The organism is Pseudomonas sp. Q1-7 (assembly GCF_028010285.1).
Taxonomy (GTDB): domain Bacteria; phylum Pseudomonadota; class Gammaproteobacteria; order Pseudomonadales; family Pseudomonadaceae; genus Metapseudomonas.
This window is the reverse complement of sequence record NZ_CP116304.1, coordinates 1,133,537-1,149,148: the sequence shown is the minus strand read 5'-3', so window position 1 is coordinate 1,149,148 and position 15,612 is coordinate 1,133,537. Positions and strand designations below refer to the sequence as shown.

Annotated in this window: 10 protein-coding genes; 3 read left to right on the top strand and 7 right to left on the bottom strand. The window is 67.1% G+C overall.

What is annotated here, in order from left to right:
• Nucleotides 1-56: 56 nt before the first annotated feature.
• From PJW05_RS05280 to PJW05_RS05265, 4 genes are all read right to left on the bottom strand, one after another.
• Nucleotides 57-551, bottom strand: a complete 495-nt coding sequence (locus PJW05_RS05280) for a TIGR00645 family protein (protein WP_271410690.1) — start codon at nucleotides 549-551, stop codon at nucleotides 57-59.
• 191 nt (nucleotides 552-742) lie between these two features.
• Nucleotides 743-1,084, bottom strand: a complete 342-nt coding sequence (locus tag PJW05_RS05275) for a PA4575 family protein (protein ID WP_271410689.1) — start codon at nucleotides 1,082-1,084, stop codon at nucleotides 743-745.
• A gap of 212 nt (nucleotides 1,085-1,296) precedes the next feature.
• Nucleotides 1,297-3,807 carry a Lon protease family protein gene (locus PJW05_RS05270; protein ID WP_271410688.1) on the bottom strand — a complete coding sequence of 837 codons (2,511 nt, stop codon included), beginning with the start codon at nucleotides 3,805-3,807 and terminating at the stop codon, nucleotides 1,297-1,299.
• Between the two features lie 90 nt (nucleotides 3,808-3,897).
• The gene (locus PJW05_RS05265; RefSeq protein WP_271410687.1) at nucleotides 3,898-4,221 is read right to left on the bottom strand and encodes a TraR/DksA family transcriptional regulator; all 324 of its coding nucleotides are present in this window, start codon (nucleotides 4,219-4,221) and stop codon (nucleotides 3,898-3,900) included.
• A 164-nt stretch (nucleotides 4,222-4,385) separates the two neighbouring features.
• Between PJW05_RS05265 and PJW05_RS05260 the strand changes: the two genes are divergently transcribed.
• The gene (locus PJW05_RS05260) at nucleotides 4,386-6,239 is read left to right on the top strand and encodes an Lnb N-terminal periplasmic domain-containing protein (RefSeq protein ID WP_271410686.1); all 1,854 of its coding nucleotides are present in this window, start codon (nucleotides 4,386-4,388) and stop codon (nucleotides 6,237-6,239) included.
• A 116-nt stretch (nucleotides 6,240-6,355) separates the two neighbouring features.
• Here the strand turns inward: PJW05_RS05260 and mnxG are convergent, their stop codons facing one another.
• Both mnxG and PJW05_RS05250 read right to left on the bottom strand, forming a co-directional pair.
• Nucleotides 6,356-12,076 carry a manganese-oxidizing multicopper oxidase MnxG gene (mnxG, locus tag PJW05_RS05255; RefSeq protein WP_442969208.1) on the bottom strand — a complete coding sequence of 1,907 codons (5,721 nt, stop codon included), beginning with the start codon at nucleotides 12,074-12,076 and terminating at the stop codon, nucleotides 6,356-6,358.
• Between the two features lie 399 nt (nucleotides 12,077-12,475).
• The gene (locus PJW05_RS05250) at nucleotides 12,476-13,096 is read right to left on the bottom strand and encodes a lytic transglycosylase domain-containing protein (RefSeq protein WP_271410684.1); all 621 of its coding nucleotides are present in this window, start codon (nucleotides 13,094-13,096) and stop codon (nucleotides 12,476-12,478) included.
• A 167-nt stretch (nucleotides 13,097-13,263) separates the two neighbouring features.
• Here PJW05_RS05250 and gspG point away from each other — a divergent pair, with 167 nt between their 5' ends.
• Both gspG and PJW05_RS05240 read left to right on the top strand, forming a co-directional pair.
• The gene (gene gspG, locus PJW05_RS05245; protein WP_271410683.1) at nucleotides 13,264-13,686 is read left to right on the top strand and encodes a type II secretion system major pseudopilin GspG; all 423 of its coding nucleotides are present in this window, start codon (nucleotides 13,264-13,266) and stop codon (nucleotides 13,684-13,686) included.
• A gap of 5 nt (nucleotides 13,687-13,691) precedes the next feature.
• The gene (locus PJW05_RS05240; RefSeq protein WP_271410682.1) at nucleotides 13,692-14,882 is read left to right on the top strand and encodes a type II secretion system F family protein; all 1,191 of its coding nucleotides are present in this window, start codon (nucleotides 13,692-13,694) and stop codon (nucleotides 14,880-14,882) included.
• A gap of 59 nt (nucleotides 14,883-14,941) precedes the next feature.
• Here the strand turns inward: PJW05_RS05240 and PJW05_RS05235 are convergent, their stop codons facing one another.
• Nucleotides 14,942-15,475, bottom strand: a complete 534-nt coding sequence (locus PJW05_RS05235; RefSeq protein WP_271410681.1) for a response regulator — start codon at nucleotides 15,473-15,475, stop codon at nucleotides 14,942-14,944.
• Nucleotides 15,476-15,612: the final 137 nt, after the last annotated feature.

The following is a 15,612-nucleotide window of genomic DNA, read 5'->3' as shown; positions in this document are numbered from 1 at the left end:
CAACCGCCCGTCCGCTTTTCAGCGGCCGGGCGGCATGGGCGGTCTGGAAGCAGGCGTCAGTGGTCGTGCTTGGTCATCTTGTCCAGGTAGCCCATGGCGAAGGCGGAGAGGACGAAGGTCATGTGCAGGATCACGTACCACATGATCTTGCCGTTATCGATGTTCTGCGCGTCCATGAAGATGCGCAGCAGGTGGATGGAGGAAATTGCCACGATGGATGCGGCCACCTTCATCTTCAGCGAGCCGGAATCCATCTTGCCGAGCCAGCTCAGCTTCTCCTTGTCTTCATCGATGTCCAGTTGCGAAACGAAGTTCTCGTAGCCGGAGATCATCACCATCACCAGCAGGCCGCCGACCAGCGACATATCGATCAGCGAGAGCAGTACCAGGATCAGGTCCGCCTCGGTCTTTTCGAACACGTGCGGCAGGATATGCAGGACTTCCTGGAAGAATTTCAGGGTCAGCGCCAACAGTGCCAGGGAAAGGCCGAAGTAGATCGGCGCCAGCAGCCAGCGTGCGGCATACATCGAGTTCTCTAGAAAGCGTTCCATGGTTTCTCGTAGTCAGTTGAAAACCGGCCGCGAGTATAACGAGGCGCTTCCTGCAGAAAAATAATGGCAACACACTGAAATATCCCCAGACACTGTGGATAAGTCTGTGAATGGGCATTGGAACGTCCGGGCAAGCGCCCTGCTCCCGCCACTCGCCGGCCGTTGTTCAAAAGCTGGCCAGGCGCCCGCCGTCAGGTTTCAGGACGGAACTGGCAGTTGCCCAGGTTCCGGCAGCGCGTGCCATTGATACGGCGCAGTTCGCCTTGCAGATGCAGACGCCAGATCGGCGGGTCATGGGCTTCGGTATACCCCTGCTCGACCAGGCAATCGGCAATTGCGGAGAGTACGGACTCCGCCACGAAAGGCCCGTGGAATGGCCCCTGGGCCTTGATCGCCGAGGGTTGCTCCCCCGACATTCCCGCTGCGCAGAGCAGCGTCCAGAGTCCATTCTCTCCCGCCAGCGGACGAATCTCGCATTCGATCCGGGTCACCAGTCCCAGGCATTGGCGGGTAAGGCAGAGGTTGCGCGTCATGGCGGCGTTCCTCGCAGAGGACTGTTTTTCAGCCTACACCGGAGTTCGGACCTGCGAAAGCGCGGCGCTTATCCACGCGAACTGTGGATAACCCTGTGAACAGGGTGAGGGAAAGGCCGTGGGACGCGCTACGTGCAGGCCGCGCCCGCCACCGATCACTGACTGACCAGCCACGCCGAAACCGATGTCCGCGCGGCCGGTCGAGCAGGCACTCAGGCCGGTCCCTGGGTCTTGTCGGGGGCCGGCGCCTTGCCCGGCTCCTGCTTCGGCCCCTTGCGCGAAGGCTTGGGAGGTGCGGCGACCTTGGACACGGCCTCCACCACTTCTTGCGCCGGCGCGGCCTTCTCTTCTTCCTCCAGGCCCATCTCGGCGATCTCCCGCAGCCGCGCCACCACACGGGCGTTGACGCTGCCTTCGGGGAACTGGCCCTTGTCATCCGGCACCCCGGCCGGTTCGCCGACCAGCAGACTCAGTGCCTCGTCGGCCTGACGCACGGCATAGACGTGGAAGCGCCCGCTGCGTACGGCGTCCAGCACGCGGTCGTCGAGCATCAGGTTGGTGACGTTGGCATGGGGAATGATCACCCCCTGTTCGCCGGTCAGCCCGCGAGCCTCGCACAGGCGGAAGAAACCCTCGATCTTCTCGTTGACCCCACCCACCGCCTGGACTTCGCCGAACTGGTTGATCGAGCCGGTGATGGCGAAGCATTGCCTGAGCGGCGTGCGCGACAGGGCGGAGATCAGGGTGCAGGCTTCGCCGAGGGACGCACTGTCGCCATCGACATAGCCGTAGGACTGCTCCAGGGCAATGCTGGCGGAAATCTCCAGGGGAAATTCCTGGGCGTAACGGCTGCCGAGGTAGCCAGTGAGGATCATCACGCCCTTGGAGTGAATCGGCTGACCGAGGTTGACCTCGCGCTCGATGTCGACGATACCCGAGCTGCCCGGATAGACGGTCGCGGAAATCCGCGCCGGCACGCCGAACGCCGAATCGCCCACTTCCAGCACGGTCAGGCCATTGCATTTGCCCACGGCGGCACCGGCGGTGTCGATCAGGATGATGCCCGCCAGCATGTCATCGAGAATGCGCGCGGAAACCCGGCCGGTGCGGGTGGCCTTGGCCTTCAGGGCGCGGTCGATGTGGCCGACATCCGTCACCGGCTCGCCAGCCAGGTTGCGGACGAAATCCGCCTCGCTGACCAGTTGGAACAGGTCGCCGATGCGGGCCGACAGGCGCCCCTGGTGCTCCGCCAGGCGCGCGCTGTAGGTGGCCAGGCGGGCCACCGCGGCGGCGGTGAGGGGCGCCATCCCCTCTTCCGACGTGCGCGTCTTCAGCAACTGGGCGAATTGCTCCAGGCTGTCGTCCGAGAGGGCGATCTCCTCGTCGAAGTCCACCAGCACGCGGAACATCTCCTGGAAGTCCGGGTCCAGGTCCTGCAGCGTGTAGTAGAGCTGGCGCGAACCGATGATCACCACTTTCACCTGCAGCGGGATCACCTGGGGTGTCAGGGTCACGGTGGCCAGGCGGCCCAATTCTGCGAGCGGCGATTCCATCTTCAACTGGCGCGAATGCAGGGCGCGCTTCAGTGCATCCCAGACGAAGGGCTCACCCAGCAGCTTCTCCGCCTCCAGGATCAGGAAGCCGCCGTTGGCGCGATGCAACGCCCCCGGGCGCAACTGGCGATAGCTGGTGTAGAGGGCCCCCTGGTCGGTGCCGTATTCGATCCGGCCGAACAGGTTGTCGTAGGTGGGGTGCGGCTCGAACACCACCGGTGCGCCACCGCTGGCGTGGTGGCCGACCACCAGGCTCGGGCAGTACTGCTCTTCCAGCAGCTCGCGGCGCTGGGCATCCGGCTTTTCATCCAGCAGTTGGTCCACCACCGTCTTCAGCAGGTTGACCTGCATGGCCTGCAGGTAGGCGACCACGCCGGCATTCTCCGCGTACTTTTCCGACAACGGCGACAGCAGGGGCTGCAAGGCCTGGGCGATGGTTTCCTCGTTGAGCTGGCGCAACTGGTTGCTGGACTCGCGCTTCCACTGCGGGAGGCTGGACAGTTCCTCGTTCAGACGCTCTTCCAGCGCGGCGATGTCGTCGTGGAAACGCTCGCGCTCGGATTCCGGCAGTTGCGAGAAGTCCGCCTCGTCCAGCGCTTTACCGTCCTTCATCGGGGTGAAGGCGATGTTGGCGCTGTCGCGATAGAGGGCGACGTCCTTTTCCAGCGCCAGGCGCTCGATCACGTCCAGCGCACGGTCGTAACGCTGGTTGAAGGCACGGTCGATGGCGCTCTTCTTCTGCTGGAAGGTGGGCGTTTCGAACACCGCCGGAAAGGTGGACAGCAGGTTGTCCACCAAGTGTTCTATGTCAACGATGAAGTCGCTCGCCTCGCCCGCCGGCAACTGCAGGGCACGGGGCTCGCGGGGCTCGTCGAAATGGTTGACGTAGACCCAGTCCACCGGCGTCTCCAGGCGCTTGCCCTCGGCCTTGAGGTAGCGCTGGACGAAGGAGAAGCGCCCGGTGCCCGGCTCGCCCATCACGTAGACGTTATAGCCGGGGCGCGGCATGGCGACGCCGAATTGCAGGGCCTCCACCGCGCGCTCCTGACCGAGCACGCCGCGAAAGGGTTCCAGGTCTTCAGTGCTCTTGAAGCTGAACTGCTGGGGCTCGAAGGGACGGGTAAGCGCATCGGGCGCCAGACGCAGGCTGGCAGCGAAGGAGTCAGGCATCGAGTGTCCTTAATGGCTCGGCAAGAAAGCGATGGCCGCATTCTGGCGCCGCCCCGACATCACTGGCAAGGCATTACGCCGGGGGGCTGGTCAATGGGCCAGGTCCGCACAGCCGAGGCAGAATTCGGCCGCCGGAAGCACCGCCAGGCGCGCCGGCTCGATGGGCTCGCCGCAGCGCTGGCAATAGCCGTAGCTGCCGTCGGCCAGGCGCAGCTTGGCCAACCCCACGCGACGCAGGGCCGCTTCGGTCTCGGCGAGGATGGCCTCGAGCACTTCGTCGTTCTCGCGCTGGATCGCCTGCTCGGCGAAATCCGGCGAGTGGCTGCGGGCCAGGTCCTCGCGAATGGCATTGGCGCGGGCGGTGTACTCCACGATCAGGGCATCGAGTGCGGCCCGAGGGTCGGTGACAGTCATGCTGGAATCTCCCCAGTTCACACTCCTAAGTGTGGACGCTGTAACGCAGCCTGCATCCTGGTTCGGCAAACTTGCGCAAATGCCTGCCCTGGCCTTGCTTGACACTCGCCCCGGCCTACCCAAAGCTCCGGCCGACGAACCTCTCACCAAGAAGAGCCGCGCCCTTGAAACGGATTTTCCCGTACCTCGCACTGTGCACCTGGATCACAGCCCACGCCGCTCCCAATGTCCCCGCCGAACGCCTGCAGGCGCTGGCGGACGATCCCTACTGGGTCGCCCTCGGCCACTACGAGACCGGCAAGCTGGGCGGCTGGCGCAGCTATGTGGACGACGATGACTTCTTCCTCGCCGAGGACGGCGCGAGCCAGCCGGCCGCCGAACTGCGCGCTACCCTGGACGCCCTCTACCAGCCGGCGAGCCTGGGCGACAAGCACCCGCAATGCACCTACCCGGCGCGCACCCGCTGGCTGCGCGAGCAACTCCGACTGAACGACCTGCCACAGCCGGCCTGCAACGAATTCGAGCGCTGGTACGCCGACGTCAACCCGCACAGCACGGTCCTGGTGTTCCCCGCCGCCTACCTGAACAGCCCGTCGTCCATGTTCGGCCACACCCTGCTGCGCATCGACCAGCCGGACGTCCACGACAACAACACGGTCATGCTCAGCTATGCGCTGAACTTCGGCGCCTTCATCGAAGGCGCGGACAACAGCATCCTCTATGCGTGGAAAGGTCTAATGGGCGGCTATCCCGGCCTGTTTGCCCTGGTGCCCTACCGCGACAAGCTCAAGGAATACAGCCGCCTGGAGAACCGCGACCTCTGGGAGTACCGCCTGAACCTCAGCCCGGCGGAGACCGGACGCATGGTGGAACACGTCTGGGAACTCAAGCAGATCCGCTTCGACTACTTCTTCTTCGACGAGAACTGTTCCTACCGCCTGCTGGAACTGCTGGAAATCGCCCGCCCCGGCATCGAACTCACCGACCAGTTCCCGATCACCGCCATCCCCACCGACACCGTGCGCGCGGTCAAGCAGGCCGGCCTGGTGGCATCCATCGACTATCGCCCCTCGCGGGAAAAGGAACTGTTGGCCCGCGCCGAACCGCTGGACGCCGCCGAACAGCGCTGGGTGCTGCGCCTGGCCGGGGATGAACGCCAGCTGGACGACCCGGCCTTCCTCGCCCTGCCCGCCCCACGCCGTGCGCTGATCCAGGATGCCGCGTTTCGCCTGGTGCGTTACCGCAGCACCGGCGAGGAACGCACCGCCGAGACCGCGACCCGCAGTTTCAAGCTGCTGCAGAGCATCAACCGCAACCCGCCGCCGGAACTCCAGGTGGATCGACCGGACCTCCCCGAGGAAGGCCACGAATCGCGGACCTGGCAATTGGGCGTGGGCACCCGTGAGGACCGCGCCTTCGCCGAGTACGGCCTGCGCATGGCCTACCACGACCTCAACGACAACCTGTCCGGCTTCCCCCTGGGCGCGCAGATCGAAATCCTCCAGGCCAAGCTGCGCCAGTACGAGCGCAACCACTGGCAATTGCAGCGCCTGGACCTGGCCACCATTCGCTCCCTCACCCCGCGCGGCGAGCTGCTCAAGCCCTGGTCCTGGCAGGTGGCCGGCGGCCTGGAACGGGTGCTCGGCGAAGACGGCGACGAGCGCCTGGTCAGCCACCTGAACGGCGGAGCCGGCGGCACCTGGCAGCTCGGCGACGAAGCCCTGGGCTTCGCCCTGGCCACCGCGCGCCTCGAGCACAACGAAGACTTCGCGCCCTTCATCGCCACCGCCGCCGGCTTCGACACCGGCCTGCTCTGGCACAACCCGCTGGGCAGCCTCAGCCTGGAAGCCTCCGGCGATTACTTCCACAACGGCGAAGTCCGCCGCCGCCTGTCCCTCAACCAGCACTGGGAAATCTCCCGCAACCTCGGCCTGCGCGTCTCCGCGCAACGGGAATTCAGCCAGCTCGCCACGCCGGTGAACGAGGTGATGCTGGAACTCAAGTGGTATCACTATTGATCGAGCCCTGAGCCCGGTGCGCATTCACTTGCGAACGGACCGCAATGCGGGCCTCGTACTTCCGCGGGAGATTCATTCGCGATGCTGGCCGCCCTCGCGAATGAATCTCCCCCCCCTCAGGGCTCGTCGGTCACCCGCAGCAGTCCCCAGACCCCGCCGACGTTGCCGAAGGCGGCGTAGTCCCGGTACAGGTAGTCCCCCGGCACCGCGTTGGCGCCCCCGGCGCTGGGCAGCCAGAGGCTGAAGTGGGCCGCCGGCAGCACGCTCTCCTGGGCGCCGATGTACATGGCCGCCGGGTTGAGGCCGAAGCGGGTCGAGCCGATGCCGGCATTCTTGAGCGGGTAGCCCCACTGGTCGATGTTCTCCGAAAGGAAGGGGTTGAACGCCCAGACATGGCCGTCGAGCTGGAAGGTCATCCCACGGCTGCCGCCGGAAGGCATGGTCACGTGGGTGCGGAACGGCTGGCCGGGTTTGACCTTCAGGATCGGGGTCACCGGGTCGCCGCCCACCAGCTCGTTGTTGTAGGCCATGTGTGCGTTGGGCACGTCGCCCCAACCGTGACCCTGGGCGTGGCCGAAGGGCGCGTCCGGTGCCTTGGCGAAGCGGTACCAGAGCGGCTCGCTCCGGTAGTTCACCGCCATGCCGGAGTTGTCCTTGGGATCGGCCGGGATGCCGAAGCCTTCGGAGGCCATGTTCGCCACCGAGCGACCGTCGGCCCAGCGCATGTTCAGCGACTTGTGCAGCACCAGCGAGAAGTCGCGGTACGGCGTGCCGGACAGCGGGGTCACGGTGGCGGCGGCACGGCTGCCGGCGTCCTCGGTCCAGGTGGCGCCCTGGGGCGCGATGCTCATGGCGCCGGCCAGGCCCTTCTGGCCCTGCTTGATCGGGTCGGCCGGCAGCAGGTTGAAGCCGCCGAACTCGATCGGGGACGCCGTGATGTTGTCGACGCTGCGGCCAAGTTGGGTGACCGGCTTGCCTTCGCGCTCCAGGTGACCGACGTAGAACTTGTAGCTCTTCGACGGCCAGGCGCCGCCCGCCGCGCCGCGCGGCTCGACGGTCTGCACCGGGTTGATGCCGACGTTGAAGCCATCCGCCTTGGTGATGTCGTAGGCCAGCAGTTGGGTATGCAGGCCGACGTGGCTGGAGGGCCGCATCATGTTGTTGTTGAAGGTGGTGGAGCCCCGGGCGCTGTCGCGGTCGCGTTTCACCAGGCCCTGCATCACCGCGTGGGTGGGCAGGTCGGGCATCACCAGCGGCAGGCGGTTCTCCAGGGTGATGTTCACGCAGTCGCCGGCAGCGGCACGCAGCACCAGCGGCTCAACCGGGACGCCGGGCTTGAGCTTGCCGGTGAGCGGGTCGAGGTCGGCCTTGCGCACGTAGAGGATGGCGGTGGGGTCATGCAGCGGACCGGACTGGCCGCCGATGGTGAACACTTCGCCGTCCTCCTCGTCCACCACCGTGGCCTGCGGGATGGTCACCCGCCGCGGGTTGAACACCAGGGTGCCGCCCTGCGGATCGAGCGGGCCGCCGGCGTGCATGCCGGCATTGTCCGGATCGCCGATGGTCAGCCCCAGCGGGTTGCCGAGGATGTCATTGGCCAGGGCGGCGACTATCTCGTAGTTGCGCTGCACCGTGGGCCGGGAGCCGATACCGCTGGGGTTGGGCGTGGTACGCGGGCACACGCCATCGAACTGGGTGGTGTTGCGCGACGACACCGGGCGCGGGTTGTTGGGCAGCGCGAACAGGTCGGCGCGCGGCTGGGTGTAGTTGCGCATCACGCCCCAGATACCGTTCCAGTAGCCCTCGATGGAAGCATCCATGTTGTACAGGTAGTCGGCGGCTTCCAGGGCGGTATTGCCGGACATCATGGCCACCGGGGCGACGAAGCCCATCTGCTCCGAGATGCTCACCATCTGCGAGGCCTTCCAGCCCGAGTTGCCGCTGTTGCCGAAACCCGTGCCGGAATGCAGCCACTTCACGCCATGGAGGGTGACGTTGTGCTCCTCCTCGTGGCCGCCGGCGTGCATGCGCAGGCGCACGTTGTCGCCGGAGTAGGCCCGCAGCAACGGCGTGAACGGGTCGCCGGGCAGGTCGCCCGCCGCGTTGATGTGCGGCGGGAACGCGGTGCTCGCACCGGTCGGGCCAGTGGCCGAACTGATGGCGCTCGGCGCCAGGTTGAGCGCCGGGATAGCGCGGTCGGTGCGACTCTGCAGGGCATGGGCGAGGTCACCGGCCAGGCCGTCGGCCTGCATCCCCGGCTTGCCGTCCGGGGCTGCCTTGTTCGGGTCGAAGATGCGCAGGCCGACAGGCTCGTTACGGTAGTTGACGACGAACATGCCGGGGTCATCCACCGAGATGGCCTGCGGGCAGGGCCGGCTCGGGCAACCGGGAACCTCGCCGCCGGCGACTTCACGCACCGACTCGAAGAAGTTCGGCCCGGATTGCCGCACCGGCGGGTTGATGGCGTAGCGGAAGCTGTCGCGGGAAGTCGGGTAGGCGCCGGCATCCGGGACGCCGTCAGGGCCGGCACCGACATACACGCCCGCCTCGTAGGCATGCTGGAAGTCGCTGTACTCCATGAAAAACTCGCGGAAGCTGTCGTTCTTGCCGTCGCCGTCCACGTCGCCGGTGGCGATCACCGCCTGCCAGGAAGTCGGACCGCCGTCCTGCCGCGCACTGCTGTATAGCGGTTGGCCGGTTTCGGCGTGGTACCAGCTGGAGCCGGCCGGCTCGGTGAGTACGGTGGCGTAGAGACCGACCTGCTGGTGGGTGGAGGGGCCGAAGTGGTCGTGGGTGAAGATGTTCCCCAGGCCGCGGTCGACGTTGTAGGTGTTGACCAGCGGGTCGGCGAACCAGCGCTGCAGGGTGGTGCGGGCGCCCAGCCAGTCGGCACGGCCGAACTGACCGAAGTACGGGTGCTGCCGGGCCAGCGGGCAGTCCGCCGTGCCGTCGCGGGCGTCGCCCTCGGTGCAATGGTTGTATTCGCGGATGGCGTGGATGCGTTCCACCACGGCGGCCGGCGAGAGGGTGCCGTCCTCGTAGTTCCAGCCGTTGGCCGAGCCGTCGGCGGCGGTCAGGTCCCACTTGGGCAGGTGGATGTGCTGGCCGACGATGTCGGTGGGCGTGCGCACCTGGTAATCATCCAGCTCGTACACCGCCGGGATCAGGTTGGTGTGCTGGTACATGGTGCAGTCGAAGGTGTTCATCCGCATCACCAGCGGTTCCGGCGGCTGCTGCTTGTTGATCACCGGCCAGGCGTCTTCCCAGAGGGTGAGGATGCGGGTCTGCGGGAAGTGGTAGCCGACCTTGTTGAACACCGCATCGAACTGGATGTTGGCGCCCTTGTAGACGCGCGGCCGGTCGGCGGTATAGGCCGAGCTGCCGGTGAAGGACTGGCCGGCGAGGGTTTCACCGCTGTTGAAGCGCCCCAGGGCGGACGCCTGGGTCAGGCGCTTGCCGGTGTCATCCATGCACGGCTCGTAGTACGGCGCGCCCCCTACCGGCAGGTTGCCGTTGGTGCGGAAGTCCCTGGGCTGCACGGTGCCACCGGGCAGCACGGCGAAGCTCGGGTGGCTGGCTTTGGCGTGATAGGCCATGACCGACTGCTCGACGTCGGTGCCCTCCTCGGGGAGGAACACCGCCTTGGCGCGGTGGACCACCTTGGAGAAGTCCAGGGCGCTGGTGACCACCTCGGCCTCCCCCCCGGCGGACACGCCGTCCAGGGTATGCCGGGGCAGGCCGCCGTCCCAGCCACCGGCCTGGGCCGGGTCGATGTTCGCCCACAGGGCCTTGCCGGAGTCCTTCAGGGCCTGGGCCTTGGCGCTGTCGAGCATGTCCAGCGGCGGGGTGCTGGGACGCTGGCCGACGGTCTTCTCAATGCCGCCGATCCAGAACGGGAAGCCGGGGTTCTTCAGGCTACCGTCGGCGTTGCGGTTGGCCTCGCTGCGGTCCACCAGGGCGACGGAACCGACCGCCTTGCGCTCGGACGCGTGGCTGGAATCGTCATCGTCGTCGTCTTCTTCGTCATCGTCGTTGCCGGCGACCAGTTCCTTGCCGTACTTGGGCACCACCGCCACCTTGCCCGGCATCGGCGGCAGGGCCTTGCCCGGCAGCGGGACGATGGCGGGGATCGGCGTGCCGGCGACGATCTCGCCATCCGGCAGGGCGCGGGCGCCCGGCGCCGGCAGGCCGCTGCGCAGCTCGAAGGGTTTCTTGTGGAAGCCGTCGTCGCCCTCTTCGGACACCGCCAGGCGGGTGCCTTCCTCGAACACGTCATGGACGCGCCACATGGCCCACATGCCCTGGGCGAAGTGCGGGTAGAAGTGGCAGTGGTAGATGGCGTCGCCGGCCGTCCGGTTGCGGTTGCCGGAACCACCATTGGCGATCTCGTAGGTGTAGCCCGAGCCCGGGCCGATGCCCTGGGCGTCGATGTAGTCGGAATTGTCGTCGTCGGGGTTGAACAGCCACTGGTGGCCGTGCAGGTGGAAAACGTGCTGCTCGTAGCCGTTGTGGCTGTTGCGGAAGCGCACCGCATCGCCCATGTAGCTGTGGGCGACGTTGGACGGCTCGGCCGGAAACAGCGCCATGCTCGCCTTGACCCCGGTGCTGCCCTCCGGCGGCACCTGGCCGGGGAGGATGTTCTCCAGGCCGACGTTGGCCGGCACGTCCACCTGCATGGCGATGTCGCCCACGGTGTGGGCGCTGAGGAAGAACTCTTCGAAGGCGCAGGACAGGCAGTCGTGCATGGGACCGACGCCGAGGCGGTTGGCCACCACTTCGGCGCCGATGCCGCCGGCGCCATAGTTGATCATGAAGGAGTCGCGGGTCGGCTCCAGCACGTGGCCGAACACCGGGTCGTTCCAGTAACCGGGAAAGGCCTGGGCCACGGCGTTCTCGTCATGGAAGACCGAGGAGAAGTCGCGGAACGGCTCCAGCCGGTTGGGCAGCGCCGGGTTGCGCTTGCCATAGCTTTCCAGCGGGTAGGTGCTGCGTGGGAAGCTGCCGTCGGGGTTGGGGCCCATGACCACCGCGTCGGTGTCGCTGGCGACGATCTCGCCGTTGTCCATCATGGCGAGCACCGGCAGGCCGCCCTTGCCTTCCTTGGTCCAGGGGGCCTCCTGCGGGTAGCGGGCCTCGTAGTCGATGATCGGCTGGCCAGCCGGGGTTCGGCCGGTAGTGGCCAGGCGCAGCTCTTCCTCGGTGACGACGTTGCGGTAGGTGCGCGCGCCCTTGGGCAGCACCACCACCTGGGCGATCAGCCCGTTGGCGGTGTTGCCGCCGGTGCCCTCGCCACCGAAGGTGGCGCCGTAGCTGGACGCGGCAAAGGCGCCTTCGCGCTCGGCGTAGAGGGTGTAGCTGCGGCTGCCACCGGGTGGAATCAGGCTGTTGGCGTTGCGCCCGGCATTGGTGGCGATGTCGCCGATGTCGTTGAGCGCCTGCATGCCGTTGACCTGGAAGCCGACATGGCGGTCGGCGACCTGCTCGTCCTTCTTGAACAGCGGGTCGTCCGGGTCGTTCGGGTTGGCCTGATAGGCCAGCAGGTTCTGCAGATTGATGGTCAGGCAATCGCCGGCCGCCACCCGCAGCACCAGCGGGCGCGGACGCTTGTCCGGGCGCAGCGCCACCTCGCCGGGTACCGCCGCGCCGCCCTGGGTGAGCGGCACCTCGTTGCGGTCCACCACGTCGCGGCGCAGGGCGAACATCATGCCGTTGATGTTCTGCGCCCCCAGGCGGTTGAACATCAGCGGCTGGTCCAGGGCCACCACATTGGCCACCAGGTTGCGCTGGCACTGCACGGCCGCCTCGGCGCTCCCGGCGGAGAAAAGCGCGCCCAGCAACAGGAGGGCGCCGCCCAGGTAGAGGGGGGTCCACCGGGCACCCGCGGAAAGGGGGTTTGCACTGCTCGAAGATAGAGTCCGGTTCATCTTGGCTGACCTCGGTATCAGGTGCGCGAATGCCAATACAGGGCAGGACGGTCCGAGCAATGCCTGTGCCATCAGATTAAATGTTTTTATTTCAAAGACTTGCATCTCACGAATTGGGGAATGCCAGTATTTCCCCCACCCGTTTCCCACCCAATTCCCCGGTTTTTTTGGTTCATCGCGGAATCAGCTCCGTAGGATGGGTAGAGCGCAGCGAAACCCATCGTCCAGGCTCCCGGCGGGCCCCATGGGGTGGGATCGATCCGGTTCGCGGAAAGGCGCGAAATGCGCCCCCGCATCTGGGGAATTTCCCCACTAGCGGGGGCGTTTCGCGTCGGCCTGGAGGCGCTGGTAGTGCCCCAGCACGCTGGGCACGTAGCGCTGGGTTTCCGGGTAGGGCGGAATGGCGCTGCCGTAGGCGAGCACCGCGCCAGGACCCGCGTTGTAGGCGGCCAGGGCAAGGGAGAGGTCGTTGTCGAACTGCCTCATCAGGCGTTTGAGGTAGCGCGCCCCGCCGCGCACGTTGGCGGTGGGGTCGAACACGTCATGCACGCCCAGGTCCCTGGCGGTGCCGGGCATCAGTTGCATCAGGCCGGCCGCGCCCTTGGGCGAGAGGGCCGCCGGGTCGTAGTTGGACTCGGTCTGGATCACCGCGTGCAGCAGCTCCGCCGGCAGGTCGTAGTCGAAGGCCGCCTGGGCAACGATCAGGGCGTAGCGCGGGGCCGTGGCCGGACGCTTGCGCGAGGCCGCCGCCAGGCTGGAAGCCTTGACCGGAAGGGTTCTCTCGCGTGCCACGCGAACCTGCTTGCGGTCCGTGCGCTGAATGTTGGTGAGGGTGATGCTGCCGTCGGCCGACACCACCCGGAAGATGTCGGCCTGGGCGCAGAACGCGCTGCTTACGAGGATGCTGCACAGCACCAGGGCGGGCACTTTCATCGTTCGGGTCTCCCTGCCGGGGGCCGCGGCCCCTGGGGTTGCTCGGTGCTGTCCTGTGAGCAAAGCACGTGCCGGATGATTCAGCGGGCGATGTGTCGCCACCCTCGCCCGCCCGTCGTGCACAGCTCTTGCATGACCGCCGGCAGTGACCCGCAGCGGAGGCTCCCATGAAGATGCGTCGTCGACTCGAACAGGGTTTCACCCTCCTCGAACTCCTCGTGGTGCTGGTGGTGCTCGGCCTGCTGGCCGGCATCGTGGCACCCAAGTATTTCAATCAGCTCGGCCGCTCCGAGACCAAGGTGGCGCGGGCGCAGATCGAGGGCCTGGTGAAGGCCCTGGATATCTATCGCCTGGAGGTGGGCCACTACCCCAGCACCGAGCAGGGCCTGTCGGCCCTGGTGAGCGCCCCCAGCGACGAGCCGAACTGGGCCGGCCCCTACCTGCAGAAGGGAGTGCCCGAGGACCCCTGGGGCCGCGCCTATGTCTACCGCGCCCCCGGCGAGAACGGTGACTTCGACCTGCTCACCCTCGGCAAGGACGGCCAGCCCGGCGGCGACGGCGAGAACGCCGAAGTCACCAGTTGGCAGTGAGCGCCATGCGCTTCCAGGTGAAGGCGCTGCGCCCCCAGGCCGGGGTGGTGGCGCTGGTGGTGGAGGCGGCCAGCCAGGACGACGCCCGCCGCCAGGCCGAGGCCCAGGGCCTGCGGGTGCTGGCCCTGGAGCCGGAGCGCGGCTGGTCGTTGCGGGGCTGGCGGCGGCGCGAGGCCTTTCCACTGCTGCTGTTCAGCCAGGAACTGACCACCCTGCTGAACGCCGGCCTGGCCTTGATCGATGCGCTGGAGAGCCTGGCCGAGAAGGAAACCGACCCGCAGGCGCGCAAGGTGCTGGCCGGGCTGGTGCGGCTGCTCTACGAGGGCAAGTCGCTGTCCCAGGCGCTGGCGCAGTTCCCGGCGGTGTTCCCGGCGCTCTACGTGGCGCTGGTGCAGTCCAGCGAGAAGACCGGCGCGGTGGGCGATGCCCTGGGCCGCTACGTGGCCTACCGCACGCGGATGGATGAGGTGCGGCAGAAGGTCGTCAGCGCCTCGGTGTACCCGGTGCTGCTGTTCCTCGTCGGCTGCGGGGTGCTGTTGTTCCTGGTGGGCTACGTGGTGCCGCGCTTCAGCCTGGTGTTCGAGGGGCTGGGTTCGAACCTGCCCTGGCTGTCGCGGGTGCTGCTGCACAGCGGGCTGTTCCTCCATTCGCACCAGGCCGAGGTGTTCGGCGGCGCCACGCTGGCGCTGGTCGGTCTGGTGCTGCTACTGCGCCAGGAGCGCGTCAGGCGCGCCCTCGGCCGCCAGGTGGAGCGCCTGCCGGCGATCCGCGAACGCATCCAGGTGTACGAGCTGGCGCGCTTCTACCGCTCCCTGGGCATCCTGCTGCAGGGCGGCATCCCCATCCTCACCGCCATCGACATGGTCCGTGGCCTGCTCGGCGCCGCCTCGCGTCCACGCCTGGACCAGGCCGCCGCGCGCATCCGCGAAGGCCAGGCGCTGTCCCGCGCCCTGGAAGAGCACGGCCTGGCGACGCCGGTGTCGCTGCGCATGCTGCGGGCGGGCGAACAGTCCGGCAACCTCGGCGCGATGATGGAGCGCACCGCCGACTTCCACGACGAGGAAACCAGTCGCTGGATCGAATGGTTCGTACGGCTGTTCGAGCCACTGCTGATGACCTTCATCGGGCTGATCATCGGGGTCATCGTGATCCTGATGTACATCCCCATCTTCGAGCTGGCATCGAGCATCCAGTAATTGCGCGAGCAACGAAAAAGCGCAGGCCCTGGCCTGCGCTTGTTGCCGAACCGGCAGGTTCAACTGCCTTTCGTGACCTGCTTCAACGGCACGTCGGTGTCGGCCACGGGACGGCGGCGGTCGGCGAGCACCCAGGCGCCATCGTAGAGTTTCAGCGGGAAACTCACCTCGCCGCCCCGGCGGCGCTCCACCTGGTCCGGCTGTTCGGCGGACGCCGGCTGTTCGCGCGGGGTGCCGGCGGGCAGGCCGTGGAGCACCACATTGCCCAGTTCGTGCAGGGGGAAGGGCTTGAGCAGGATGACGTCGATATGGCGTTCGATGGCGCGGTTGCACACCTCGATGCTGGGATGCGCGGTCATCAGCACCGCCTCGCAACTGTGCAGGGTGCGCAGGGCATCGTAGACCTCGAAGCCGGTCATGTCCGGCAGACGATAGTCGAGCACCAGCAGGTCGGGCTTGAAGCCCAGGACCGTCCGCAGGGCATCGGCGCCGCTGGTGGCGACCTGCACCTCGCAACCGAGCATTTCCAGGTAGGTCCGGAAATTCCCGGCGAGGATTTCTTCGTCGTCGACTATCAGTACTTTCTTCGACACTGCGGCTGCTCCCCTGTCAGGAGATCGGACGGCGGCCGGTGCGGCCGCCGATTGCATCCTTGCACGTTCCACGCCAACGCGGATTCGGCCCGCCCGGGCCGATACTTCCCAGAGTCTAGATCGGGACGAAAGTTCCT